Raw genomic sequence first — 24082 nt, 5'->3', positions numbered from 1 at the left:
GAGCTATTGCCCCCGGAGAATATCCGCTGGACAGCGAAACCAGCAGTCTGGCCCTTGAATATGCAGATGAGCGGGCGTATCGGCAACCTTCAATAGTTTGTTAGCTAGGCTCGTGCAGCGCTTCAGCAACCGATCTGTCACAACGATCGTAGGGCACATCACCAGCAACACAGTGACATCATTTGCTTCTTGTACAATGCCCCACTCTGAGAGACTGAGCAAAGCCCTCAAGGCTCCATCGCAGGATTGGTAAAAGCGTTGCTGAGTGCTAATCACAGCTCCCAATTCTTTCGCTAGCATCCAATCAGTTGGGCCTAAGGGTTGGGGTTGGTCGTCAGGGTGCCTCATGCTGTTTTTCCGACAAGGGGCTAGGGCTGAATTGCTGCACGTAACCGTGTCAGTATGCCCACCCCAGGTAGCGAGATCACAGAGGCTTTGCTTCGTACTTTTGGCGATGCTCGGCTAAGAGTTGCAGATAGTGCGGGTTCGTCTTGGCCTCAACCCATTTCTCCTTAAAGATAGCCGCCGATTCGGCCTTGATCGGATCTACGTCGTAAGGCAAAACTTGCTGTCGTGCTGCCTGCTGATCAGCTTCAGAACCCGCTTTTTGCGGATTGGCTTGGTATTTTCTGCCGTTTTTGTGGTTGGCGTAACGGCGCGATCGCGTGTAACCCATTTGCAGAAATTTCCGAGCCATATCTGCTCCAACAAAATCTCCCTGTTCCAGATAGTCCAGAAACATCTGGTAAATCGTTTCGCTAGACTGTTTAGCGATCGCAGGAGTTTTGAAACGCCAGTGAGGCAAAATTTCTGCCTTGTACGGCTCTACCATCAGCACACCTTGTTCGCCTTTGCCAACGCGATACAGTTCTGGGTGCTGGCGGAAATCAATGGTTTTGAAGTCCAAAGAATAATCAAATGACATGGCTACTCTAGATCTGATTTAGATTGAATAGAAGTGCTGGCGATCGTTTTGGCAATATGTTCTGAATGGAATGGTGCTCGTTATGCAATCTAGTTTCTCCACCTGCAACCCCACTTTGGCTCTTGGTATGCTGCGTCGCATGCATCACATCGCGTTGAATGTGCAAGATTTGCAAGCCTCGCGACAGTTTTACGGCACTTTGTTAGGGCTACAAGAGTTAACCGGAGATGCAGTTCCGAGTACATTGAGAGCGTTGGTAGAAGCAGGGAAAGTTGCTAATTTTGTCATGCCCGATGGCACTGTGCTCGATTTGTTTTGGGAGCCAGATCTCACACCACCCGATCCAGATCCTAGCCGAGGCTTTACCCGTGCCAATCACTTAGCCTTTGATATCGAGCCGCAATTGTTTGACCAAGCTGTGGCAGTACTGCACCAAAATCAAGTCGCGATCGCAGAAGGCCCAGTCACCCGCCCCACCGGACGCGGCATCTACTTTTATGACCCCGACGGCTTTTTGGTTGAGATTCGCTGTGACCCAGATACAGATCCAGATACCAGCACTTAAACTGCCTTAGAAGCCGCCTTCCCAGTCAGGGCAAGTCCCTTGGTTTCCCCAACCATAGGGATGGAAACCACAAATCAACATATGTCGGCTCTCATAAGCAGTGCCGTAAGCCACGCCATGGTAGTGAGCGCAACCCTGGCAAGCTTTCGGGCGAGAGGGTGCAGTCTCAATAAACCCAACTTGCGATCGCAGAATTTGTTGCTTACTTTGCTGCCGATGCCATTTCACATAGTCGGCTTTTCTAAAGAAATAGTTGGCCTTCTGAAACGGATCTTGGGTGGTATGCATAAAAGGTTTCTATAGGAGGTTTTACCTTCTAGCCTATCCAAGTAATTCTCGTTACCGCATCATTCTTAAGCATACTTATAGCCTACGCTGGCAAAGGCGCTAATCCTGTAGCTCTAATGGGGAACTGATGCTAAGGCTTGGGTTAGATTCTCTAAAGTAGCTTCTAGCAATCGCAGTTGATGGCGTTGGTGGGAAAGTTCTAGGGGTTCGGCGGGTACAGAAAAATTGAATATTTGCTCGGCGGTGAGTTCGTAGTCGCGCAGTGCTGCCAAAGCCAGAGTGTTGAAGCGAATTAAATAATCTTTCGCAGCCTCCGAACAAGCTTGCTGAGTTTGGACTGTGTAAGCTGCGGCAGAAGTGGGCGGTGCCGAGGCAGGAGTATCAGTGGTTTGATTGAGCAGATAGCTGGCTCCTCCTAAAACTGCGGCTCCTAATGGGCCTCCTAACACCCAGCCTAGCCCAGTGGCGATCGCGACAGGTGTAGAATCACTCGATGAACTGGAGCTTTTGGTTGTGGGTGGGTCTTGTGTCAGGAAGACTTGAGGCGCTTCAGGGAAAGCAAACCACGGATCTGTGGGTCGAGGACAGTTGAGAAACTCACAAGCTTTGTAAACCCATTCGGCGAGCGATCGCTTTTGTTCGTTCCAGGCAGGTTTCAGTGTGTTGGTTTCCCAGGTGGCGAAGTCAAATCTCTGGAGAGCGTCGGCAGCATCGGCTTGGTAGCGATCGAGCAGGTTAGGGAGAGATAGCCAATCGCGGCATTGAGTAGCACTGGCGAGAAACCCATCTTTAATCAGTTTTTGGACTTTTTGGCGGATTTCTACTTTTTTGTTGCGGGTTTGTTCTGCTGTGGCGATTTCATGGGCGATCGCTTCTCGCTTAACTTGTAAGGCTTGTTGTACTTGGTTCGCTAACACGACTACACGCGGTAAACGAGGTTCGCTCTGACCACGCTGTGCTTGGACAATGCTCTGCAAAGCAGATTCAAACATAGGGAGTCCTGCCGTCTGAGCCGCTGCCATATCTCCTTTTAGGCGGGATCTCAGGGCAGGTAAGGCATCGACACGATATAGATTGCTAACACCCGGAGGTAATTGTGAACGAAAACTCTCAGCGACAAATCGCATGCGCCGATACACTTCTTTTTGGTCGTCGGTTTCCAGTAAGTTGAGGAAATTGACGACGAATACCACGGTGGTAATGCCGCGATCGAGCAACCAATCCCGCAGGTTTTCGCGTTCTCCTAGGGTCATTAGTTTGCGGCCATCCAAGACTTGCACGACCAGATCTGCGGTTAAGAGTTGGTCTTTAACCAAGGCATCTTGAGCGTCGCGATCGTTAGTTCCGGGTAAATCTAGCAGCTCTACGCCTGTTTGCAAAAAAGGATGGGAACAGTACACCTCAACAGCAGCCACATCCTCTCGCATCCGCCGCTGATCATCTAAGATGGCAAATCGCTTCAAAACATCGGTGCCCGTTTCGCAGATCTCAGCGCCACTGCTCAACAAAATCCGAGTGGATAAGTCAGAACCGTACTTGACTCGAATCGCTGCGCCTGTGGTGGGAATCAGGTCAATCGGTAGCGCTTTTTCACCGAGTAGGGCATTCAGCAGGGTAGATTTGCCGTAGTTGAAGGGGCCGAATACTGCGATGCGAAAATCAGAACTGATCAGGCGATCGCAAACTGCGATGACATCTTGCTTCAAGGGTGAATTGGGTTCTAAGTCCAGCAGACCTACCGCTGTTTTAAGCGTCGTTAGTAAATTCTGGGAAGCGTTGGGTGACTGCATAAGGTTGACTTGAACGCCTGTTTATAAGATATCAATCTCAAAAAATTTGTCTAGAAATGTCTGTAGGAGCGTCTGGGGAAGCGATCGCAAAGAGCCTCATCAATACTTGTCTTAAAGTGATATTTTTGCTCAGAATTTGAAGAGAATTTTGGCTGAAAATTTTGTTAAAAAAAGGGGAGAGAGTGCGCTCAGGCGAGTATTTATACTCCCTTTAGGAAAATCAATTATTTCGATTAACTATACCTCCAGCGGTACGAATGAATCTGTAAGGCCTCCTAAGCTGAACGCAGGATTGTGAAAATCCACAGTGAATTTTGAGATATCTCTTAATTTCATTGCACCGAATTTATTAGGAGCTTGAGGCCAAGATTATGTTTTTTCATAAAAAAGAACCCATTCATACAGTTCAAGTTAATGAGCCCGATCCTCGCTTTGCGCAGTTGATGCTAGAGCAATTTGGTGGAGCCACCGGAGAACTCTCAGCCGCCTTGCAGTATTGGGTGCAGTCTTTCCATGTGGAGAATGCAGGAATTCGAGACATGTTACAAGACATCGCGATCGAGGAATTTAGCCACCTCGAAATGGTAGGCAAACTGATTGAAGTTCATACAAAAGATGTGGACCAAACAGAAGCCTACAAGAGTACGCTCTTTGCAGTGCGCGGTAAGGGGCCTCACTTTCTAGATAGTCAAGGAAATAACTGGACTGCTAGCTACTTGAACGAAGGCGGAGATGTGGTGCGTGACTTGAGAGCAAATATTGCCGCAGAAGCGGGCGCTCGTCAAACCTACGAAGAGTTGATCAAGTTATGTACCGATGAAGGAACCAAAAAAACCCTCGTTCATCTGTTGACACGCGAAATTTCGCACACGCAGATGTTTATGAAAGCGCTAGATTCCATGGGCAAACTCACTGATCCGATGTTTGGCAACATCCAGCCAGATGAGACTGTAGCACTCTACTTCAACTTATCGACGGATGGAGATAAGCCAGACGAACGTGGCCCCTGGAACTCTGAGCCTACCTTCCAATATGTGGCTGATCCGCTAAATACTTCTGCTAAATAAGTCAGAAGAGGGGCAAAGCGCGATCGCGCTTAAACCCTAAGTAAGTTTTGATAGGCCGTCTCAACGTTTTGACTGTCAGAGAGGACAGATTTTTCAATTCCTTTGAGGCGGTTGATTTCATTCTCACGGTTAATTTCATGGGACGTTTTTTGTCGCAAGAGGTTTTCTAGCTCAGCTTTACGCGATTGAATGTCGTCGTTGATGCGTTTAATCACCTCGCGCTCGTAGGAATCAAAACATTCTTGAATCGCACTGTAAATGGGTTGCCACTGCTCTTGAGCCACCTGCGGCAAGTGTTTCACCAGCTCTTTTTTCGTGGCTTTTACTAATTCTTTGCGGGATTGATCGGCTTGCGCCATTCCCATTCCTAAGCCAATTAAGCCCAGCCACAAGGGACCGAGCATAATACCGAACATAGACGACGCCACCACGGCAATGCTGGTCACAGTCAGGAAGTTGAGCAAAATATTTTGCCAATCGAAGCCTGCGCCCGCCATCGCTACGCCCGCTAAGTTGCCTCTGGCGAGAGAAACTAAACCCATTGCCCACTTCGCCCAAGCCGGAGAATCATCTTCAGTTGAGGCGTTGGTGCGAGTTTGAATTTTCTGTCCGGTTAACTTGGCCGTGATTTGGTCAGTGACTTGGGTATAAGAGGCACCATAGTTCGCAGCCCTGCTGGAGAGTTGGGTAAATGCGGCTTCCATATCCTTTTGCACGGTGAGGCTCCAGGCGCAGAACTTGTCATTGACATATTGCTGAAAGGATTTCTCTAGCTCTGCTGCAAATGCTTCTCGCTTGCCTTGACTGAAAAAGTCCATGAATTGCAAATTCGGTTGGTACTGCAAAAAGTCTTGCTCAAAGGTATGCTCCAGGTTCAGTACATAAGTACGGAAGGAATCCGCGATCGCTCTGGCTCGACGATCTCTCAAGTTGCGGATCTCATCTTGAAATTGGTCGCGAATCTCGGTGAGTTTGACGAACTCTGGTTCTACCGAGTTGATTCGTTGTTTGAGTTCATTCACATCTTGATCCAGCAAAGGGATACGACGGGCGATCGCTTCTCCTACATGAGTAGCTGCTTGCCGCGCTAAAGTTCTGGCTTGCCGCAACTCAGAGATGGCTCGCTCCTGGGTTAAAAAGATGTTCAGTGCGCCCATAAACTCTGGGAAGCCTGTACCAGCGAGAGCAGCGTCTGGATTCTTGACTCTCAAGCGCAGGGCTTTGAGCGAAGATAACTCAAATACCCGTTCTTCGTAGATGTCATAGCCATCAGCCACACAATATTCTGCTAGGTTGGCTTTGAAAACACGCCGTAGTTTGGTTTCGGCCTCTTCTAATTCTTCAGTATCATCAGGGTCAATCAAGCTTTCCCGCACCTGGTCCCAAGCATTCACCAAAAAGAAAACCGTCAGCCCTCGTCCCTTGATGTAGTTTTCCAGGTAGCGGCGTTCACCCAACGTACAAGGTTGAGAAGCCCGTAGAACAAACAGAATCGCATGGCAGTTGTTGATGTATCCGAGAGATAACTCATTCCGCGTTTCCGTGTCGTTCAACCCTGGGCTATCCACAATCTCTACACCGCGTTGCAGCAGAGGAAGCGGGTATTCCACAATCGCGCAATCAATGTTGGGGAAAGCCTGTTTTTTCTGTTGTTCTAGTTGTTTAGCCTCTCCTGGGTCAATTGTGTAGCGCTGCTTAAAAGTTTTGAAGTCGAGCTGTTCTGGACGAGTGCCGTCATTGAAGTGCACTGTCACTTTCTTCTCCAGCCCGTAGCGCAACACTGTAAGGATAGCGGTGCAAGGATTGACGTCACTAGGTAACAGGTTTTCTCCGATCAGCGCATTCAGGAAGGTACTCTTGCCCCGCTTCATGTCACCCAATACCAACAGCCGAAATACGCCCTGCTGCAAGTTTTTGCTGGCTACAGCGAGATCTTCGATATCACGTTCTAAACCGAGCTGCCCCGAACTACTGGCTCCCTCTAACTCGGATTGTTTCAGGGTATCGACCATGCGGCCCAAAGAGTTGGCGACCTGCGATCGCACTTGAGCCACGCGATCTAAATCGTTGAGAAATCCTGTCGCTTCAATTTTGGCACTCATGGTTGTTGATGTTTTTTAGTGGAGCGAAATGAGCAGTTAAAAGTAGACGCGATTGCCAGCTAGTCAGGAATTGGCATATCCCTAATCGTTGATCACAGCTAAACGGATAGAAGCAACATGGAGTTATAAACTGATTCAACGGTACGGATTTCGGACAATACTTCTGCGTCTAAGGCTTGTAACCGCTTAGCTTCCGCTTCCCGATTAATCTCATGGGATTCCTTCTGCGCTACTAAATTGTCCAGTTCAGCTCTGCGTGCTTGAATATCATCATTGATCCGCTTCATCACTTCTCGCTCATAGGCATCAAAGCAATCTTTGATCAGTTGATTGATTGGGTTCCATTGATCGCGAGCGATATCAGGGAGATGTTTGACGAACTCTTTTTTCGTGGCTTTAACAAACTCTTGGCGAGCTTGATCCAGTTGCAAAGCACCAATCCCTAAACCGACCAACATAATACCAATCGGCCCAATAAAGGCACCTGTAAACAGCGCTAGAAAGCTGGTAATACCAATCACCGCAATATAGTTGACCAGGATGTTTTTCCAATCAAACCCTGCTCCCGCCAGAAACACCCCAGCAATATTGCCCGATGTTAGGGAGAAGAATCCCATCGCCCATCTCGCCCAAGTCGGAGAGTTATTTTCTGATGAAGCGTTGCCTGTGTAGATGGTTTGCCCGATTAACTTCTCAGTGATGGTGTCGGTGATGCGGTTGTAATCAGTGCCATAGCTGGCAGCACTTCTACCCAGCTCAGCAAAGGCAGCGCTGATTTCCTGCTCAGCCGTACGTTGCCAAGCTACGATCTTTTCGTTGATGTAACGCTCAAACGCTTGCCGACAAGCAGCATTAAACTCCTCTCGCCGTCCCTGAGAGAGAAAATCCCAAAAACTAATGTCTGGTTGGTAGCGCAAGAAATCAGTGTCGAACGTGGTGCCTAAATTGAGAATGTAGGAGCAGAAATCAGTCGCAATCTCCTTGGCTTTGCGATCGCGTAGCTCTCGGATTTCCGCTTGGAACTGATCGCGAATCTCATTCAGTTTGGCAAATTCTGGCTCCACAGACTTCAGGCGTTCCTTTAGTTCCTGCACATCCTGATCGAGCAGCGGGATACGACGGGCGATCGCTTCGTGAGCATGGTTATAGGCTTGGCGAGCCAAAGTCGTCGCTTGGCGCAGCTCTGCCACAGCACGTTCTTGAGTCAAAAAGCGACTAAGTGCGGCTTCAAATTCCGGGAAACCTGTTCCGGTTAGCGGGTCGGCAGCATCTTTGAGGCGGCGACGCAGAGCATCAAGTGAGGACAGTTCAAAGACGCGCTGGTTATACAGTTCTTGACCATCGACGCGGCAATACTCCGCTAAGTTCGTGCGAAACACCTGCCGCAGCTTGGCTTCTGCCTCTCGCAGTTCCTCGGCATCATCCAAGTCAACTAAGCTTTTGCGAATTTCGTCCCAAGCATTAATCAAGAAGAAAACGGTGAGTCCTCGGTCTTTAAGATAATTCTCTAAATAGCGGCGTTCGTCCAGGGTGCAGGGCTGGGAAGCTCGGAAGACAAACAGAACCGCATGGCAATTGTTGATGTAGCTAAGCGACAATTCGTTGCGTGCTTCGGTGTCATTTAGTCCAGGACTATCAACAATCTCCACACCCTTTTGTAGGAAGGGTAAAGGATATTCCACCACAGCATGGCTGACCTGGGGAAAAGCGAGTTGCTTGACTTCCTCTAGCTGTTTGGCTTCGCTCGGATCTATTGTGTACTTTTGCCTAAAGTTGGTGAAGTCTAAGCGCTCAGGCGGGCGATCGCCTTTGAAGTAGACTGTAACTTGCTTTTCCGGGCCATAGCGCAATACAGTCAGCAGAGCAGTGCAAGGACTAACATCGCTGGGCAGCAGGTTCTCGCCAATCAAGGCGTTGAGCAATGTGCTTTTACCCCGCTTGATATCTCCCAAAACTAGCAGGCGGAACACACCTTGGCGCAAGTTCTGGCTAGTGAGGTTTAAATCTTGAATCTCTCCGTCTAACTCCAGCTTGCCAGAAGCTTGGCTACTCTCCACCTCAGCTCTACTCAAGGCTCCCGAAATATTGTCTAAATGTTGAGCCATTTGATGCCGCACTCTGGCAACTCGATCTAGATCGAGTAACAAACCTTCCGCCTCAACTTTGACGCTCATGAATCCTGCCTCAATTAAGGAAATAACTTGATGCCTAAATAGAATCTTGGTTTAACGTCGATTTGCTCGATTTTCTGCCCCAACTGCAATCAGATGATGACGAACTACATGCTCGAAGTGATAAATGTAGGCAGCCGCAATCACCCAAACTACTGTCGGAATCGTGAATAAATAGTGAGTTTTATCCCAAGCTAAAAACATGGAATATAAGGGGTAAAGCGATCGCCAAGTGGGCAAGAAGGGGCCCACAATCCCAACGGTTGCCAAAGTCGCTAATAGAATGGCTGACCATCCCATCACGCCTTCCCACCAACTCATGAGGCTGGGAAAAAACCCTAAATTGGGCTCCATTTCAGGCGATCGCGTTTCGGGAAAAAAGCGATCGAGAAATAGGTGTAATAAATGATGAAAAATTGCAATGATCACAATGGGAGAGAGCAGCGCCAATACGCCAAAGGAGATTGCCACAGGTGGCAGGAATCGAGCCATAAAATAGCCCATTTGCCAAATTAGTTTCACTGCAAAAGCAAGGCTACCCGTTAGCAAAACCAACAGTACAGCGCTCATCCATGCACTCGGTACCGGAATCCAAGCAGGCCAGTTTTTCATGGGTAAAACCCCTATGAAGGGGAGGAAGAGGGCGTTGTAAAAGTAGCTTTAGAGAGGGAACAGCCCGATTAATTCTTGTCTAGTCGCTGCTGCCTCGAATCGAAACGTAGCTATTTTCAACGTCTAGAGCGATCGCTTTCAAAAAACAGTTTGTACGCGACCCAAGCTACTCCTCCCACAATCACCACCCCCGTAAGCCAGGTTGCAATCCGAATCGTGATGATCACCGCAACTGCGATGCCCATAAACTGAGCCACATTCACCAGCTGCTTGGACCATTGCTGCAATGACTTTTTAGATGGCTGGTGTTTCGCAGTTTCATAAAGAGGGGGCTGATGTGTTTGATTGATTTCAGCTTCTAGCTCCCGGAGCCGCAAGGCATGTTCTCGCTCTTGCAATTCTTTTTCTCGCCGTCGCAATTCTTCTTGTGGGTTACTGCTAGGGTTCATGGGTCGTGAAAGTCCTGACGGGGTGGAGTGAATAGATGCCTAACCCAGGTTTGGATCTGAAGCAGGCAAGGAACTGCTCCACAACCTTAGCCTTCCCGACCTGGCACTGCCTAGACTAAATTAAAAATTTTTCATTCTAAAGGGGGATGCTACTTAACCAAATCTTTAAGATCACTTAGGCGATCGCACTTGAACTTGAAAACCCTGTAACAATGCCTCTGAAATCGGATGTGGTCGCGTGGTGGTGCGCTCTACCCAGACCCATAATGCTTCTGCTGTCACAAGAAGCGAGTGACAAACCGCTGCATTACTTCTCCTAGTTTCTATCTCCTGATTTATATCCGCGCGATCGCCTTTCAGTTCAGCGATTTTTCCGATCTCTACTAATAGAACAAATCGCTGGACTGAAGATGGAGAAGCGCTCACTGCTCCGTCTAACTCAGCTCTCTGGCTAGGGGTAAGGGTTTTTCTGATTTGGGCTTTTTTCTCACCTTAGCCATCAGTTGCCCTACTTGGCTCAGGTCTACATTGCCGCCACTGATGAGCACACCAATGCGAGCATTGGGGACAGAAACCACTCCCTCTAGCAAGGCCGCTGCCGCTAGCGCTCCTGTGGGTTCCACCACAATCTTGAGGCGTTCCCAGAGCCAAAACATGGTTCGTAAAATTGCTGTTTCTGAAACCGTCACCATGTCATGGACATAGTGCAAAACCAAAGGAAACGTCACCTGGCCTAAAGCAGGAGTCCTGGCTCCATCAGCTATGGTGTCAGGGTTGTGAACCGTTTGCAGAGTGCGAGTATAGAAAGAGCGGGTAGCATCGTCGGCGCGGGCAGGTTCTACCCCCATCACTTGGCACTGAGGCGAGAGAGCTTGAGCTGCGATCGCGCAACCAGACAGCAATCCTCCACCGCCACAACACACCAACAGGAGATCCAGTGGTCCCACTTCCTCAATCAGTTCCTTCGCAGTAGTCCCTTGCCCTGCAACAACCTGAGGATGATCGAACGGAGGAATTAAGGTGAGGCCGCGATCGCAAACTAAGCTTTGGCTCAACTCTTCGCGTGAGGTGGTTTTGCGGTTGTAAAGCACTACTTCTGCCCCATACTCTCGCGTGGCTGCTTGCTTCACCGCTGGCGCATCTTCTGGCATCACAATCGTCGTGGGAATCTCTAAAATTTTTCCCGCTAGGGCGATCGCTTGAGCATGGTTCCCAGAGGAGTACGCCAAAACACCTTGCTTTTTCTGGGTTTTTGTCAGTTGGGCCAGAGCGTTATAGGCTCCTCGAAACTTGAATGAGCCTGTGCGTTGAAAGTTTTCGCACTTAAAGAAAACTTGGCTCTGAGTGCGTTGATTGACAGTTTGCGAAGTGATTACAGGAGTCCGTGTTGCTTGGCCCATTAGTCTTTGAGCCGCACTAGCAATGTCGTCATAGGTGACTAACAAAGGCCCGAGCGGGGTAGGTAAGTCAGGGGTTGCCATCGGTTCAGAATCAGTCATACCGGGATTGCGGTAGTTTCTACAACCAGTTGCATGAAGGTTACCTGCTAGTGGCGATCGCCTCAGGTTCAGCTAATCAGGCTCAGCTAAACAGCTTAGCAATGGCATCTCCACTGGGGCACGGCTGACCCATATAAGGATGCGTTAAGATCATCACAAGTAGATGTGATTTGTCCTCGATACCTAGATAGATCCACTGAAAGCCAGTTAATGGGTATGCTAGAGCTAGGTTCTGGTTCTAGGGGAGCAGGATGCCCAAACTTGTGCACAGATTGAGACACGGAGCGATCGCTTTAGTGTTCGTGGTATTGACGATTGGGTGTGCAACTGAGAGTGAACCGCCACAAGCAACGACGCCAGGCTTACCTCCAGTGAATAAAGCTAAAAATGCCGCTCAAGATGCTCAGCAGAAAGCGTCAGAGCGAGAGCAAATTGACCCAGAAAAGCAACAACAGCAGTCAGGCCAATGAGTTGGTCTAAGTTTTTCAGGCAGCACTTGCAGGGTCTCTATCGGGAGTGTCGCTAACAACATTATTTTGACACCTCATACTATGCCTGTGACAGAGACTGGGTAAGGCTGAACCTGTCTCACTTGAAGGAGGCTAGGCTACTTGCCTTCAAGTTAAATCTAAAAATAGCTTCTATTAAATCCCTGTTTTATATGTTCCCTGTGTCCCCTTCGGAAAACAAGCTTGCAGTTAGCCCCCGTCCCCTCATTTCTCCCGCCTACAGACAAGCTCTAGAGCCTTATACCGAACCTGAATCCTTAGAGCTGTCTGACCACAAGCCCCCCATTATGCAACTGGCGATCGCGGCTTCGCCCACCACTCTGGCCTCTAAACCTAATCGTATTGAGGTAGCCTTAGCGTGGCTAGTTGCGGGTGTTTGCATGCTAGGAGTGACTTCTACATGGAATTTGGCTTTTACAGCACCTACGCCCCAAACGAATCAAGCTCCCCTAGAGCGATCTGGCAGCTAAGCGATCGCTAGGGTTTCCCCTGTTGACCATACTACTGATAGGTACTTGTATGGCTGCTTCCCTCACGTCCCTCAGACAGATTCAAACCAGCCCCGAGCGTGGACCTGATTTAACACCTCTGCCGGAATCGGAGCCTGAAACGACGGCTCCGACTCCTGAACCACAGCCTGAGCCTAACTCAGACCCTGAACCCGAACCTCCTGCTCCAGACTTGCCTCCTGAGGTCAATCCCGAATCTATTTAGGAGGCAACTTCTATGAATCGTCCCTGGCTAAAAATTCTAGGTTTTACTGGTTTAGTCATCGTGGGGTTAGTGCTGTTGCCAGGGCGTTTGGCGGCTCAATCCACAGCCCTATTAGAATCTCGCTTGGCCCGGTTAGAGTCAGATGGCTATCAACTACGAGCTGAGATCAGCCGTTTAGAGGCTCAAATCTACAGTTTGAGTCGTTCTGGTACCCGCCTGTCTGAGCCTAGTCGTCCTACGGCACCTACCATTACACCACCTAATCCAACTCCTGCAACTACACCCATTTTGGACCGCCTAGCAACCTTGCTAATTGAGTTAAAAGAGCGAGTGACGAATGTAGAAGCTCGCATGACTCGTTTGGAAAAAGCTAACCCTGCCCCACGATCGCGCTGACCGCAGTTCCCACCTAAGATCGAGTTAGGCAAACCTACAACTGTGGACCATGAGAGACGCACATCCTCAGCAATCGCCGACTCACAAAAATGGGTTTCTGTATCAACTAATTTGGATGTCAACCGGCGCGCTCGCCCTTATAGCCCTAATTATGTTGTTGGGAGTTTGGCGTTCTGGGCAGCAGTTTTGGCTTGATTTACAAGCCCTGTGGCGACCGACTGAAACTGCGCCCCAAGTGGATGTGCGATCGGTAGCGTTGCGGCAAATTCAAGGCGTGAGTGAGCTGAGTACCACAGTCTTTGCGATGGAGGCCATTGTACCGACGCATCAAAATCGCGAGTTGGCAGGGTTTGTGGTCGGAACTACCAAGCTGCTGTACATTGCCTATGGTGAAGTGCGAGCAGGGGTTGATTTAGGACAGCTACAACCCCAAGATGTGGTTATTAATGGCGACATCATCCAAATCCGCCTGCCGCCTCCGCGTATCCTTGATGCCAAAATTGATGTAACGCGATCGCAAGTGTACGACTACGATCGCGGTCTTTTAGGGTTAGGGCCAGATGTCGCGCCAAATCTACAAACCTTAGCAGAGCAACAAGCCCTGAAAAAAATTGTGGCCACTGCTTGCCAAGAAGGAGTATTGCAAAAAGCCAGCGATCGCGCTCAGCAAGTGGTTAGCCAGCTCCTCCGCACCACTGGGTACTCGCAAGTTGTCATTACAACTCAGCCACCTCTACCAGCAGCCTGTGCCGCAACCTAAAATGCTACGGGTACCACTTCCATCTAAAATCATTGGCAGTCCCGCTTTTGCTGTGTGCAACCATCTGGAAAGGAACCAATACGATGCCAGAATTTTTCAGCTCCAAACTCGACCCCACTGAGCAAAGTTGGCGGCAGCAGCTAGAACTATTTGTTGAATCGCACAAACCAGAATTAGCGGCCTTGGCTTGGGGACTAGCGCAACACTCGGAGGCGGAGCCAGGAGTTTTAGGAGTTGACTTTCAACCGACTCCCCATCTGGTGTTTTGCTCTGTTGCCGCGATCGCCGAACTCAACCGCAAAGTAGATAACCAAATTCAAGAAATTCTCGGAATTATTGATGCTAATCAACCTGAGGAAGAAGTTTTAATCCTCGGTTTGGGGACTGGTAAAGGGTTTGAGTTTAAGCTAATCCAGTTCAAACCAGAACCTACACCCCCGCAATGTTACGAGCAAAGTCTAGTCAACGGCGAGGCACACTTACAGCAAATCGAGCAACAGCTCAATCAGTACTTGAGTCAGTGGAGTTAGCTCTCGATTATCGCTGCCTACTCAGGTTAACTTGCTAGGCGCACTTCAGGTTGATACCCTGCTAATGCTAAAGACCGTGAGCGATCGGAAAGCTGAGTTAGACAAACTTGATTCTGTTCATCAATCAGATTTTCTTTCTGCAACAGTTCCACAATCGTTTGACACAGCAGACTTTCCACCTGCTTGGCTCGACCCGTTAGCCAGTGATGAGTCGTAGCATCTTCTGGAAACTGCTGGATACAGTCAGTCGTATATTGACGAAAAGCTCTCACCTCTTGCACCAGACGGACTAAATAGCTAGGGCACTCACAAGCCAGCACATCCGCAGCTTCGCAAATTGCATATAAGTCTGCGTCAGACAACTCTGAAGAAATCCGAATTTTCATTGTTTAGGGAACCGTAGTTGCAAGGGTAGAGGTAGCTGAACGCCAGCCAGCTAAAGGGTTAAGCTGAGCAAAGCTCCAGCCTTGAAGGCAAACTAGAGAGAGTGGGCTTAGGCTGGCGAGTCGTTTTTTCGGGAACTTGGGTTAGCGATCGCAAGCTTACCCAAACCGCATATCCTACGCTGGAGGCAGTAACCACAACTGGAACTCCCTGCTCTACCAGTTCACAAGCCTTTTGGTAAGCCGTTAGCCGAGCCGTTTGGCTAAATTCCTGAGCAAGGGCATACAGCTCGTCTTGATGACGCATCCCTTGTTTGACAGAAGTATGGAGATAGAAATTGAAGCGGTGGACTAGCTCTTCGTTAACAACTATTGGCAACATAAGGGCAGAAGTTACGGTATCAAGAACTTGAGCAAGGGCAATAATACTTAGTGTTTATTAAGTATTATTAACGAATGTAACACGTCCTCATAAAACCTAACCTCCACCTTTGGCTAGAAAGCGATCGCCTCGAATGATTCCGCCAATTGGCTTAGAGCCAGACTCAAGCTAAACATTTTATCTACTCTGCTGAAAAAAAGTTTCTTAGAGTACAGCATAGAACAGCTCAGGCGAAAATCCTTAAGAAATTATTTAGATTTCCGATGATTTGTATTAAACTGAGATGAAATTTGGCGCTTTGGGTGCAGACAGTACCTGGATTTCTCTCAGAATCACTAAGCTCATGACAAATCATTGACGAATCGACCATGAATGTGGAGTCCTTCCGCCATAAGCACCAGCATCTTTGGGTGAAACAGCCTCTAATCTTGGTAGTGGATGACGATGAGGATAGCTTGTTGCTTCTCTCTCAAATTCTGAAGGTGTTCGGCTTTGCTTGTATCAACACCTTGCAAGGTCAAACGGTTCTCAACTTAGCTAAGAGATATCAACCCGATCTGATTTTGTTGGATGTTGTCTTGCGAGATATCAGCGGCGTTGAAGTCATTCAACAACTCAAACAACATCCTCAAACTCAGGCAATTCCCGTCATTGCCGTAACAGCTTTGGCTAGAGTAGAAGACCGAGAACAAATCTTGCAGCTAGGCTGGGATGACTACATTAGCAAGCCCTATACTCTAGAGGGCCTAGAAGGTTTAATCTATCGCACGCTAAACCAGATTGGTTTTTACCAAGCTAGCTAGTTTGTCAGATAAGTCGTAGAAACAAAAGAATTCAGCCGAAAAAAGGCTGAGAGCTAAGCTTTTAAGCAAACTGTTCAGTTTTTTCGCGAAATCAACTAAGATTTGACCTTAGACTCCGTTTAAGTGCTGGTAGTTTTTGTCAGAAGCTTCACAACTTGCTTCAATCTGCTCAAGTAAGTGGTCAACCTTGTGGTTTTAATTCCGAGCCATTCTCAATATTTGCTCGTAGTCGCTGAGAGAATGCCTCGTTTGCTCAGCTTGGGGTGACGATGACTTTATAAGGCATCTATAAAAGTTGGCTTCATCATTGGATTTATCAACTGAGTCAGCTCTTATTGAGAGATTGTCTTAAAGTAATGCAACATTTGAATCCAGTGAGGTCCAAAACTACATTAAAGACAGTTACACTCAGTATTATTTCGTCTCAGAAAGTTCGTTTTATTTACGAATCTCTTGTAGAATCAAGAACCAAGAAATCTTATAAATGGTTGATTCATGCTTTATCGAGAAAATCTAGAGCGTTCAACCTGACCAAATAGCTACGAGCCAGTTCGCCACAAGTAAGCGCCAAATTGCCGCTTCGGAAATGCCTCGTCCAAGCTTCTGTTAGGGATCGCAGGTGCGCTCGTTTCGTCCCAGAGGCAGGATATGGATTTGAAATGTTTCCTGGAAACCGATCAGCCAAATTGTGTGAAACAACCATTGATTTTGGCGGTTGATGATGATGAGGACAATTTGTTACTCATTAGCCAAGTCCTAAGTTTAGGAAACTATTCGTTCATTACTGCAACGAATGGCTTAATGGCTTTGAGTATGGCTGAAGAGCAGTTGCCAGATCTAATTTTGTTAGATGTAATGCTCCCCGATTTGGACGGTGCAGAAATCGTACGCTGCTTAAGACGAAATCCCGAAACCCTGAGGATTCCGGTTATTGCAGTCACAGCAATGGCAAGAAAAGAAGATCGCGATCGCTTTCTAGAAGCAGGTTGCAACGACTACATCAGTAAGCCCTACATGGTTGATGACCTAGAAGAGCTGATTCACCGCTATCTTAGTTCTCCTCCCCCTGCCTTTTAGCTTTAGGGGTAGAAGCTGGATCGCGAACAGTGGGCGTTGCTCCTAAAACCGCAATCGTGCCAGTTCGTCCAGTATCGATTTTGCCGTCGCTGAGTAGATCTAGCACCTCAACCCCCAGCACCTCCTTAATCAACTCCCTCAATTGCGGCTCAATGGCTTTAGATAGATCCGCCCGGACTTGTTTAGCGAGTTCTTCTTGACCACTGTTCGCCAACAACTGCTCGGGAGGGGTGATGGAGTCTTCTAGAACGATCGCTAATTTCTCATCAAACAGTTGGCAGGTTACTTTACTAGGCTGATGCCCAAGCTGCTCGCGATAGAGCGCTTGAATCCGCTGCGAGAGAGTGCGTTCTAGTTGCCCACGGGTAGGGGTAGCTGTCATAGACAAAAGGGTAACCAAGGAATGAAAGGTTTGAGATTTAGCGATGTAAATCTGTGCAAACCTTGTTGGAGCTTTATTAGGAATGATTTCTTTTCATTAATTTACCACACGGGCGTTTTTAACTTTCTTATTCCCAATAAAATTTACCTACTTAGGTAGTTGTTTCTTATTTGATACTTCCTACGAATCAGCAGTGCGGTTTTTAACTTTCAGCACGGAACGAAAGTTTGCTCTAAGTCATTAAGTGGCAACTGGTAGCGCCTTAAGTTGGATTTGTGATGTACAAAGTTTCTGCGGAATCAAAGCGATCGCAACTGTTGAAGTAAACAAGGGCACTTTGTTAGGTAAGAAGTGACCCGCTTCTACTTAAAGAACTTAAAATTCAGAGCAACTCTCATGACTGGAAAGTCAACTCGGTCTGCATTACCCAACTCACGCGGAATGCCACCCCTACCATCTGCTAATACAGCTCTCTACATTGCTGGAGGAGTGACCCTTCTCCTAGGAGCAGTGCTTTTTCGCCCCTTTGTCATCGTCAACGCTGGGGAGCGGGGCGTGGTGATGCACTTTGGCAAAGTCCAAAATCAAGTGTTAGATGAAGGCATCCACCCAGTAATGCCAGTTCTGACCTCGGTAAAGAAAATGAGTGTCCGAGTACAGAAGGACGACATTAATGCCCGTGCTGCTTCCAAGGACTTACAAGATGTCACCACAGAAGTAGCCATCAACTGGCATATCGATCCGGCGCAAGTTAATACGGTCTATCAACGAATTGGCAGCAAAGAACAAATTGTCAGCGGCATTATTACGCCTGCGGTTTCTGAAGTAGTGAAAGCCGCGACTGCCAAGAAGAACGTCGAAGAGATTCTTACCAAGCGCACCGAGCTAAAAGGCGAAATCGATGACCAGTTGAAGAAGCGCTTAGCATCTTATGGGCTGCTGGTAGATGATGTCTCGTTGGTCAACTTTGGGTTCTCGCCAGAGTTCAACAAAGCGATCGAAGCGAAGCAAATTGCTGAGCAAGAGGCGAAACAAGCAGAATTTACTGCACTTCGAGCGAAGCAGGACGCAGAGGCCGCTGTGAACCGCGCTAAAGGCCAAGCAGAAGCTCAGCGATTGCAGCGACTGACTTTAACGTCAGAGCTATTGCAGCAGCAGGCGATCGAAAAATGGGATGGCCGCTTTCCGACTGTCATGGGTGGCAATGGCACTCTGCCGCTAGTCAATATTGATCCTGCGACCTTAAATCAGCGCCGTTAGCTCAATAAATAGCTTAAATGTAGCGAATCTAACCAAAAGCTTGCCTCAAGAGCCACTAGAGCTTAAGAACTTATTAAAAGTCAGGAAAAGTCTAGATTTCTAGGGCTACCTTGGTTTTTAAGATACCTCCTAACTGGGTTTTATAGCTCCACCTTTTGTAGCGGCATGCACGGAGGTGGAGTTTCTGTTTTGAGCGGGGGCTGCATCGGGTGGCTAACGAGTACGGGTAATATCGATGGTAATTCTGCCACCAAAGTCAGGAATCGGGGCAGCAGGTTTAGACAGTTGCACTCGGACTTGCTCCACGACAGGTTGAGCTGGGTGAGCAGGCTGTTGCAGTAGAGACTCTGCGATCGCGCTGGCTAATCTCTCGACCAAAGCGAATTGGCTGGTTTTAATCAGTTGCTTCACCGTTTCGATGGCGTTGCGGTAGTCCAGAGTGTCTTCAATGCGATCGCTCGCTCCCGATTTAGACAAGTCCAGCCACAAGGTTAAATCCACTTCAAACCATTGGCCCAAAACTTGTTCTTCTGGCAAAAAGCCTGTGTAACCGTAAGCGCGAATTCCCGTCAGTTGAATGCAGTCCATGTGTCGATTCAGCAGTAAGGCAGTTGAAACCAAAGTGACTTTGTAGGGGCAAATGGCCATTCGCCCTTAGTGATGTGTTGCAAGAGAGGTAGTTATTACAGATCTCGGTGGGTAAATGGTTTGGCGGCGGGGCCAGCGTAGGTAGCAGCAATGTGCCCATCCCCCGTGATCTCGTACTTGTAAGTTACCAATCCTTCTAGTCCCACAGGACCGCGAGGCGGCATTTTTTGGGTGCTAATGCCCACTTCAGCTCCAAAGCCATAGCGGAAGCCATCGGCAAAACGAGTCGAGCAGTTTTGGTACACACCTGCCGCATCAACTTCGGCTAGAAACTGAGCTGCGGCTTTAGGGTCTTCTGTGACGATCGCTTCTGTATGCCGTGAGCCATAAGTGTTGATGTGATCAATCGCAGCAGCTAAATCGTCTACCACTTTAATCGACAGAATTAAATCGCTGTACTCGGTAGACCAGTCGGCTTCTGTGGCGGCAGCAATATTCAAAATTGCTCTAGTACGTTCATCTCCGCGCAGTTCTACATTTTTGGCTTGGAACGCTGGAGCTGCTTCTAGCAAGAACTCTGAAGCAATGTCTGTGTGAACAAGTAGCGTTTCGATCGCGTTGCAAGCCGCAGGATATTGAGTTTTGGAGTCTACGGCGATCGCCACTGCTTTCTGAATATCAGCCGCTTTGTCTACATACAGATGACAAATACCATCGGCATGTCCTAAGACTGGAATCCGCGTGTTGTCTTGGACGAAACGCACAAAAGAATTGGAACCTCTAGGGATGATCAAATCCACATATTGATCGAGCTTCAGCAACTCTAAGGTTTCTTCGCGGGTAGTCAAGAGTTGCACTACAGCAGGATCAATTTCGGTCTGAGCTAATCCTGCATGAATGGCTTTCACTAAGGCTTCGCAGGAACGCACCGCTTCTTGCCCACCTTTGAGAATTACACCATTTCCAGACTTGATCGCCAAAGAAGAAATCTGCATCACGGCATCGGGCCGAGCTTCAAAAATTACGCCCAACACACCCAATGGGCAAGAGATCCGCTTCATTACCAAGCCTTGATCGAGTTCGCGGTGAATTTGCACCTGCCCCACCGGATCAGCTAAGCGTCCGACATCTCTCACTCCCGCGATCGCGGCTTTTAGTTTGCTTTCATCCAGCTTTAAGCGAGCATAGAGAGAACTGCTAATGCCTGCAACTTGAGCGGCTTCGCAGTCGGCAGCATTAGCAGCCAAAATTTCTGGAGCGGCAGTTTCTAAGGCTTGGGCGATCGCTTCAATCGCTTGATTTTTAGCTTCGGCTGGCAAGGTCGCTAACTTACGCGCAGCTTGACGGGTTTGCCGAGCCAGATCGGGAAGAGACAGGGAAGCAACTTGAGACGCGATCATAGGTTTAGATAGAAAGCCACAAGCAAGCCAAAGTTTAGCAAATCTCGACTTGTCCTTTAAATCCTAACGGTGAATGCTGTCTATCCATCATTTCTCTCGCTTTTTCTCCTAGACCTCTATGCCTAAATTCGCCACCTACCTTCACCCGCAGACTTGTCAAACGTCTAAGCCGAGTCATTTGATTCCGTTCAAAGGTTATTCGTTTCCCCACTACAGCAAAGTTCGGCAAGAGCTAGAAAACAGCCTCTCTGACTATCCATCGCTCCCAGCCAGACGGGTGAAATACAGTGAATACTTGCGAGTTCACACCAGAGAGTATTTGCAACAGTTAGTGTTACTGGCGGCAGAAAAACCACTGGAGAAGTTCAACTTGGAGATGCCGCATCTTCTCGGTGGTTGCTGGGGACTGGAGCATTGCCTACCTGGATATGCTTACGGGCTGGGTGGCTTGTTTGAGGCGATCGCCCAGATGAAACAAGGCAACTTAGAGCGAGCTTACTGCTTTAGCTTGGTTGGCCATCATGCTCATGCGAACTGGGGACATGGCTATTGTTTGCTCAATCCGTTGGCGGCAGCAGCGAAATATGCTCAAGAGCAAGGCTTTGAAAAAATCTTAATTGTGGATTGGGATATTCATCATGGTGATGGCACGCAATCTATTTTCAGTGGCGATCGCAGTGTGTATTGCCTCAGCATCCATAGCGCGATCGACCTGTACATGGCGAAAGCCTCAGATTTGAAACGTGGTACTACCACAGCTGCCGAAGCCGTGGGACATTGCAATATTCCTTTGCTACCTGCCCGGTTCGCCGATGACTTCCCACCCAAAATGGGGCTAACGGGTCAATTCTACCGAGCCAACGAAAGCCTGTCTGCTTTTCGAGCTGCGTTGGACCAAATCCCTTGGACTCCCGATTTGATTCTGATTTTCTCTGGATACGACTCGCATCGGGATGACTGCGGTAAAGAAACGACAGGCTGGACAGAGCAGGATTTTGCAGCGCTGACTGAAGCAGTTTTAGAGGTCGCGAAAAAAGCCAACTGCCCAGTGCTGTCTAATCATGGAGGTGGTTACAAATTACCGCTCACGATCGCCTCAGCTGTGAGTCATGTAAAAACCTTAGCGAGCTATAGCTAAACCCACCCCTACCAACCTGCTTTTGTGAACGGATGCTAAAAGGGTCATGCGTCTCAGCCAAATTGCTTAAAGATTGCATGTACTTTTGCGGATTTCTGCGTAGAAAAATTGGATCTGTGGGTATCAAAAGATCAACTGCACAGGCTGCTGAATTGACCTAAAGCTTTTGTGCCCTTTAATCCCCTCTTTCTCTACGGAGAATCCTTATGTCATCCCAATCGGGAGCGCTCCAGGCTGGAATAGACGCTCTAAAACAAGGGCGCTACTCGGAAGCTATCAACTTATTAGAAACTTTCTGTCGCAATAGTTCTTTGGCGGAATCAAAAGAACTATTGCAAGCTCAGATGTGGTTAGTGAAAGCATATCAACGTGTAGGGCAGCCTGATAAGGCGATCGCGCTCTGCCAGCAGTTGTCGCTGCACGAAAACCCTCAGGTTCACACTTGGGCTAAGCAAACTCTCCAGACACTCTCCACTGCAACGCCCGCTCAGCCTACTAAGGCAACTCCTCGAACTGCGGCTTCAGAAACTCAGCCTACGCCTACTGGCAAACTAAACCGGGCGGCTAAGGCAGGAGCCAAGCTAGCCATGGCGGGGATTGGTGGCAGTTTAGCGCTGGCTTCGGGGGTGACAATTTCCTTGCTGTTTGGCATGGTGTTTGTTCTGGCATTGAGCCTGGTGTTTATTCTCGGTAGCGATCAGCCAGGAGTTGGCTTTGGCATTGCCGTGGGATTTACCCTGGTCTTTAATGCGATCGCCTTCTTTGTTTCGCCTTGGTTTATGGACTTGATCCAAGGTTGGTTCTACGGCACTCGCTGGGTTTCTTTACCAGAAGTGGCGCGGTATAGCCCAGAAGCAGCGCGGGTAATTCAGCAAGTTTGTGCTCAGAAAAAACTGAAGCAACCCCGCCTCGGCATCATCAACGACGAAAACCCCACTGCTTTTACCTACGGCTCCTTGCCTAACAGTGCCCGCTTAGTCGTCAGCCAAGGTTTATTCACCTACCTCGACGATGACGAAGTTGCCACAGTGTATGCCCACGAGCTAGGGCACATTGTCCACTGGGACTTTGCCGTGATGACCGTTGCCGCTACCCTGGTGCAGATCACCTATCTGATCTACAGCTTTGCCCGTCGCATGAGTCGTGGCGGTGGCGACAACAAGCTTAAAGATGCGATGGGAACTGCCGCGATCGCTGCTTACATCTTTTACCTAATCGGCACCTATCTAGTTTTGTATCTCTCTCGCACCAGAGAATACTTTGCCGACCACTTCGCGGCTGAAACGACAGGCAACCCTAATGCCCTCTCTCGCGCCTTGGTCAAAATTGCTTACGGGATATTAGAAGAAGGCCAAAGAGCTAAGGAACCCAGCAAGTTAATCGAAGGTACGCGGGCGCTAGGAATTTACGACCCAAAAGCGGCTAGCTCAGTCGGCACTGCCTACCGAGTGGCTTCCTCACCAGAAAAAATTGGCCGCGTCTTCTTGTGGGATATGTTTAACCCCTGGGGTTGGTTGATGGAGTTAAATTCCACCCACCCTCTGACCGGGAAACGAGTCCGAGCCTTGAGCACCTACGCCGAACAGTTGGGTTTAGAAACTGAGTTCGATATGGCGCGGGTGGTCGCTGAAAGTCGCACCCTGAACAAGAACAAGCTCTACGGCAACTTTGCCCTTGATCTCTTGTTGTACGGTGCTGAGCTCATTGGCTTGGCGATCGGTCTAGTGATTGGTTTGGCGCTGATGTCGCTCGCTGGCTGGAAAGTTTTAGTATCTCTCAGCTTGCTCGGTTTGGGTCTGGGCATCTTGGTCAAGATGATGGTGACGTTCCCAGATTTCAGCCGTGCCCAAGCGACTGACGTGATGAGCTTAATGTCTGACCCCTACGCTAGCCCGCTACGCGGTCGCCCCGTGAAACTCAGTGGCGAGTTGATTGGTCGCGGTGATGCGGGTTATAAGTTTGGTTCTGACCTGAAGCTGCAAGACCCTACAGGCATGATGTATGTCCACTACGCTTCTCGCTTTGGGCCTTTGGGCAACTTCATGTTTGGGGCCAATCAAGTGCAAGGATTGCTAGGCTCGCAAGTGAACGCGACAGGTTGGTTTCGCCGCAGCATTATGCCCTGGGTAGACTTAGCCCAGATCAAGACAGTGGGTGGCAAAACGGTTGATAGCTACCATCGTTTCTGGCAGTGCATTTTGGGGGCTGGAGCCATTATTGCTGCCATTGTCGTGCCAGTCGTGTTCTAGAAGTGGCGCGATCGCCCCTTTTCTGTTTCCTGTTCCTGTTGAA

28 protein-coding genes are annotated in these 24082 nt (G+C 48.8%); 13 read left to right on the top strand and 15 right to left on the bottom strand.

Features of this window, described 5'->3' with window-relative positions; genetic code table 11:
- Positions 1 to 3 precede the first annotated feature (3 nt).
- Together NDA01_RS07170 and NDA01_RS07165 are read right to left on the bottom strand one after the other, a co-directional pair.
- Positions 4 to 348: a hypothetical protein gene (locus tag NDA01_RS07170; RefSeq protein ID WP_348227400.1), complete on the bottom strand. Its 345-nt coding sequence runs from the start codon at positions 346 to 348 to the stop codon at positions 4 to 6.
- A gap of 76 nt (positions 349 to 424) precedes the next feature.
- Positions 425 to 925 (bottom strand): DUF4385 domain-containing protein, encoded by a 501-nt coding sequence (locus NDA01_RS07165; protein ID WP_348227399.1) that lies wholly within the window; start codon positions 923 to 925, stop codon positions 425 to 427.
- A gap of 82 nt (positions 926 to 1007) precedes the next feature.
- Here NDA01_RS07165 and NDA01_RS07160 point away from each other — a divergent pair, with 82 nt between their 5' ends.
- A complete protein-coding gene (locus NDA01_RS07160) occupies positions 1008 to 1490 on the top strand; it encodes a VOC family protein (RefSeq protein WP_348227398.1) in 483 nt (160 codons plus the stop codon).
- A 6-nt stretch (positions 1491 to 1496) separates the two neighbouring features.
- Here NDA01_RS07160 and NDA01_RS07155 read toward each other — a convergent pair whose 3' ends face one another.
- Together NDA01_RS07155 and NDA01_RS07150 are read right to left on the bottom strand one after the other, a co-directional pair.
- The gene (locus tag NDA01_RS07155) at positions 1497 to 1778 is read right to left on the bottom strand and encodes a hypothetical protein (protein WP_190436621.1); all 282 of its coding nucleotides are present in this window, start codon (positions 1776 to 1778) and stop codon (positions 1497 to 1499) included.
- Between the two features lie 113 nt (positions 1779 to 1891).
- The gene (locus NDA01_RS07150) at positions 1892 to 3568 is read right to left on the bottom strand and encodes a dynamin family protein (RefSeq protein WP_348227397.1); all 1677 of its coding nucleotides are present in this window, start codon (positions 3566 to 3568) and stop codon (positions 1892 to 1894) included.
- A gap of 371 nt (positions 3569 to 3939) precedes the next feature.
- On the opposite strand from NDA01_RS07150, the gene NDA01_RS07145 reads away from it, so the two are divergent.
- Positions 3940 to 4635: a manganese catalase family protein gene (locus tag NDA01_RS07145; RefSeq protein WP_190551590.1), complete on the top strand. Its 696-nt coding sequence runs from the start codon at positions 3940 to 3942 to the stop codon at positions 4633 to 4635.
- Positions 4636 to 4664: 29 nt separating this feature from the next.
- Here NDA01_RS07145 and NDA01_RS07140 read toward each other — a convergent pair whose 3' ends face one another.
- The 6 genes from NDA01_RS07140 to NDA01_RS07115 form a co-directional block, all read right to left on the bottom strand.
- Positions 4665 to 6737 carry a dynamin family protein gene (locus NDA01_RS07140; RefSeq protein ID WP_348227396.1) on the bottom strand — a complete coding sequence of 691 codons (2073 nt, stop codon included), beginning with the start codon at positions 6735 to 6737 and terminating at the stop codon, positions 4665 to 4667.
- Positions 6738 to 6835: 98 nt separating this feature from the next.
- The gene (locus NDA01_RS07135; protein WP_348227395.1) at positions 6836 to 8911 is read right to left on the bottom strand and encodes a dynamin family protein; all 2076 of its coding nucleotides are present in this window, start codon (positions 8909 to 8911) and stop codon (positions 6836 to 6838) included.
- A 51-nt stretch (positions 8912 to 8962) separates the two neighbouring features.
- Positions 8963 to 9520 carry a hypothetical protein gene (locus NDA01_RS07130; protein WP_348227394.1) on the bottom strand — a complete coding sequence of 186 codons (558 nt, stop codon included), beginning with the start codon at positions 9518 to 9520 and terminating at the stop codon, positions 8963 to 8965.
- Positions 9521 to 9636: 116 nt separating this feature from the next.
- Positions 9637 to 9969, bottom strand: coding sequence for a hypothetical protein (locus tag NDA01_RS07125; RefSeq protein WP_348227393.1), 333 nt, complete (start codon positions 9967 to 9969; stop codon positions 9637 to 9639).
- A gap of 171 nt (positions 9970 to 10140) precedes the next feature.
- Positions 10141 to 10395 (bottom strand): acyl-CoA thioesterase family protein, encoded by a 255-nt coding sequence (locus tag NDA01_RS07120; RefSeq protein WP_348227392.1) that lies wholly within the window; start codon positions 10393 to 10395, stop codon positions 10141 to 10143.
- Positions 10396 to 10403: 8 nt separating this feature from the next.
- Complete coding sequence (locus NDA01_RS07115) at positions 10404 to 11468, bottom strand: threo-3-hydroxy-L-aspartate ammonia-lyase (RefSeq protein WP_348227391.1); 1065 nt, start codon at positions 11466 to 11468, stop codon at positions 10404 to 10406.
- A gap of 251 nt (positions 11469 to 11719) precedes the next feature.
- On the opposite strand from NDA01_RS07115, the gene NDA01_RS07110 reads away from it, so the two are divergent.
- The 6 genes from NDA01_RS07110 (at position 11720) to ccmS (ending at position 14377) form a co-directional block, all read left to right on the top strand.
- Entirely contained in the window at positions 11720 to 11938 is a 219-nt protein-coding gene (locus tag NDA01_RS07110; RefSeq protein WP_190563516.1) for a hypothetical protein, read from the top strand.
- 200 nt (positions 11939 to 12138) lie between these two features.
- A complete protein-coding gene (locus NDA01_RS07105) occupies positions 12139 to 12447 on the top strand; it encodes a hypothetical protein (protein ID WP_190436591.1) in 309 nt (102 codons plus the stop codon).
- Between the two features lie 49 nt (positions 12448 to 12496).
- Positions 12497 to 12691: a hypothetical protein gene (locus NDA01_RS07100; protein ID WP_348227390.1), complete on the top strand. Its 195-nt coding sequence runs from the start codon at positions 12497 to 12499 to the stop codon at positions 12689 to 12691.
- A gap of 12 nt (positions 12692 to 12703) precedes the next feature.
- Complete coding sequence (locus NDA01_RS07095; protein WP_348227389.1) at positions 12704 to 13087, top strand: hypothetical protein; 384 nt, start codon at positions 12704 to 12706, stop codon at positions 13085 to 13087.
- A 115-nt stretch (positions 13088 to 13202) separates the two neighbouring features.
- Positions 13203 to 13847, top strand: a complete 645-nt coding sequence (locus NDA01_RS07090; RefSeq protein WP_348227388.1) for a DUF4230 domain-containing protein — start codon at positions 13203 to 13205, stop codon at positions 13845 to 13847.
- 83 nt (positions 13848 to 13930) lie between these two features.
- Positions 13931 to 14377: a beta-carboxysome assembly chaperone CcmS gene (ccmS, locus tag NDA01_RS07085; RefSeq protein ID WP_190436582.1), complete on the top strand. Its 447-nt coding sequence runs from the start codon at positions 13931 to 13933 to the stop codon at positions 14375 to 14377.
- Positions 14378 to 14403: 26 nt separating this feature from the next.
- On the opposite strand, the gene NDA01_RS07080 is transcribed toward ccmS, so the two are convergent.
- Both NDA01_RS07080 and NDA01_RS07075 read right to left on the bottom strand, forming a co-directional pair.
- Positions 14404 to 14763, bottom strand: coding sequence for a hypothetical protein (locus tag NDA01_RS07080; RefSeq protein WP_190551610.1), 360 nt, complete (start codon positions 14761 to 14763; stop codon positions 14404 to 14406).
- Positions 14764 to 14821: 58 nt separating this feature from the next.
- A complete protein-coding gene (locus tag NDA01_RS07075; RefSeq protein ID WP_348227387.1) occupies positions 14822 to 15142 on the bottom strand; it encodes a hypothetical protein in 321 nt (106 codons plus the stop codon).
- A gap of 368 nt (positions 15143 to 15510) precedes the next feature.
- Here NDA01_RS07075 and NDA01_RS07070 point away from each other — a divergent pair, with 368 nt between their 5' ends.
- Together NDA01_RS07070 and NDA01_RS07065 are read left to right on the top strand one after the other, a co-directional pair.
- Positions 15511 to 15945 carry a response regulator gene (locus NDA01_RS07070; RefSeq protein ID WP_190563504.1) on the top strand — a complete coding sequence of 145 codons (435 nt, stop codon included), beginning with the start codon at positions 15511 to 15513 and terminating at the stop codon, positions 15943 to 15945.
- Positions 15946 to 16635: 690 nt separating this feature from the next.
- Positions 16636 to 17022 carry a response regulator gene (locus tag NDA01_RS07065; protein WP_348227386.1) on the top strand — a complete coding sequence of 129 codons (387 nt, stop codon included), beginning with the start codon at positions 16636 to 16638 and terminating at the stop codon, positions 17020 to 17022.
- On the opposite strand, the gene NDA01_RS07060 is transcribed toward NDA01_RS07065, so the two are convergent.
- Positions 16997 to 17404 carry a Na-translocating system protein MpsC family protein gene (locus NDA01_RS07060; protein ID WP_190436570.1) on the bottom strand — a complete coding sequence of 136 codons (408 nt, stop codon included), beginning with the start codon at positions 17402 to 17404 and terminating at the stop codon, positions 16997 to 16999. The two genes, NDA01_RS07065 and NDA01_RS07060, sit on opposite strands and share 26 nt — an antisense overlap.
- Before the next feature lie 396 nt (positions 17405 to 17800).
- Here NDA01_RS07060 and NDA01_RS07055 point away from each other — a divergent pair, with 396 nt between their 5' ends.
- Positions 17801 to 18664, top strand: coding sequence for a prohibitin family protein (locus NDA01_RS07055; protein ID WP_431193339.1), 864 nt, complete (start codon positions 17801 to 17803; stop codon positions 18662 to 18664).
- A gap of 213 nt (positions 18665 to 18877) precedes the next feature.
- Here NDA01_RS07055 and folB read toward each other — a convergent pair whose 3' ends face one another.
- Both folB and NDA01_RS07045 read right to left on the bottom strand, forming a co-directional pair.
- On the bottom strand, positions 18878 to 19312 hold the full coding sequence (folB, locus tag NDA01_RS07050) for a dihydroneopterin aldolase (RefSeq protein WP_431193338.1): 435 nt from the start codon (positions 19310 to 19312) through the stop codon (positions 18878 to 18880).
- 35 nt (positions 19313 to 19347) lie between these two features.
- Positions 19348 to 20652 (bottom strand): glutamate-5-semialdehyde dehydrogenase, encoded by a 1305-nt coding sequence (locus NDA01_RS07045; RefSeq protein ID WP_348227385.1) that lies wholly within the window; start codon positions 20650 to 20652, stop codon positions 19348 to 19350.
- A gap of 118 nt (positions 20653 to 20770) precedes the next feature.
- Here NDA01_RS07045 and NDA01_RS07040 point away from each other — a divergent pair, with 118 nt between their 5' ends.
- Entirely contained in the window at positions 20771 to 21790 is a 1020-nt protein-coding gene (locus tag NDA01_RS07040; RefSeq protein ID WP_348227384.1) for a histone deacetylase family protein, read from the top strand.
- A gap of 206 nt (positions 21791 to 21996) precedes the next feature.
- On the top strand, positions 21997 to 24039 hold the full coding sequence (locus NDA01_RS07035) for a M48 family metalloprotease (RefSeq protein ID WP_348227383.1): 2043 nt from the start codon (positions 21997 to 21999) through the stop codon (positions 24037 to 24039).
- Positions 24040 to 24082: the final 43 nt, after the last annotated feature.

It is taken from the genome of Trichocoleus desertorum AS-A10 (assembly GCF_039962155.1).
GTDB lineage: Bacteria > Cyanobacteriota > Cyanobacteriia > FACHB-46 > FACHB-46 > Trichocoleus.
This window is presented reverse-complemented; position numbering and strand designations above follow the sequence as displayed.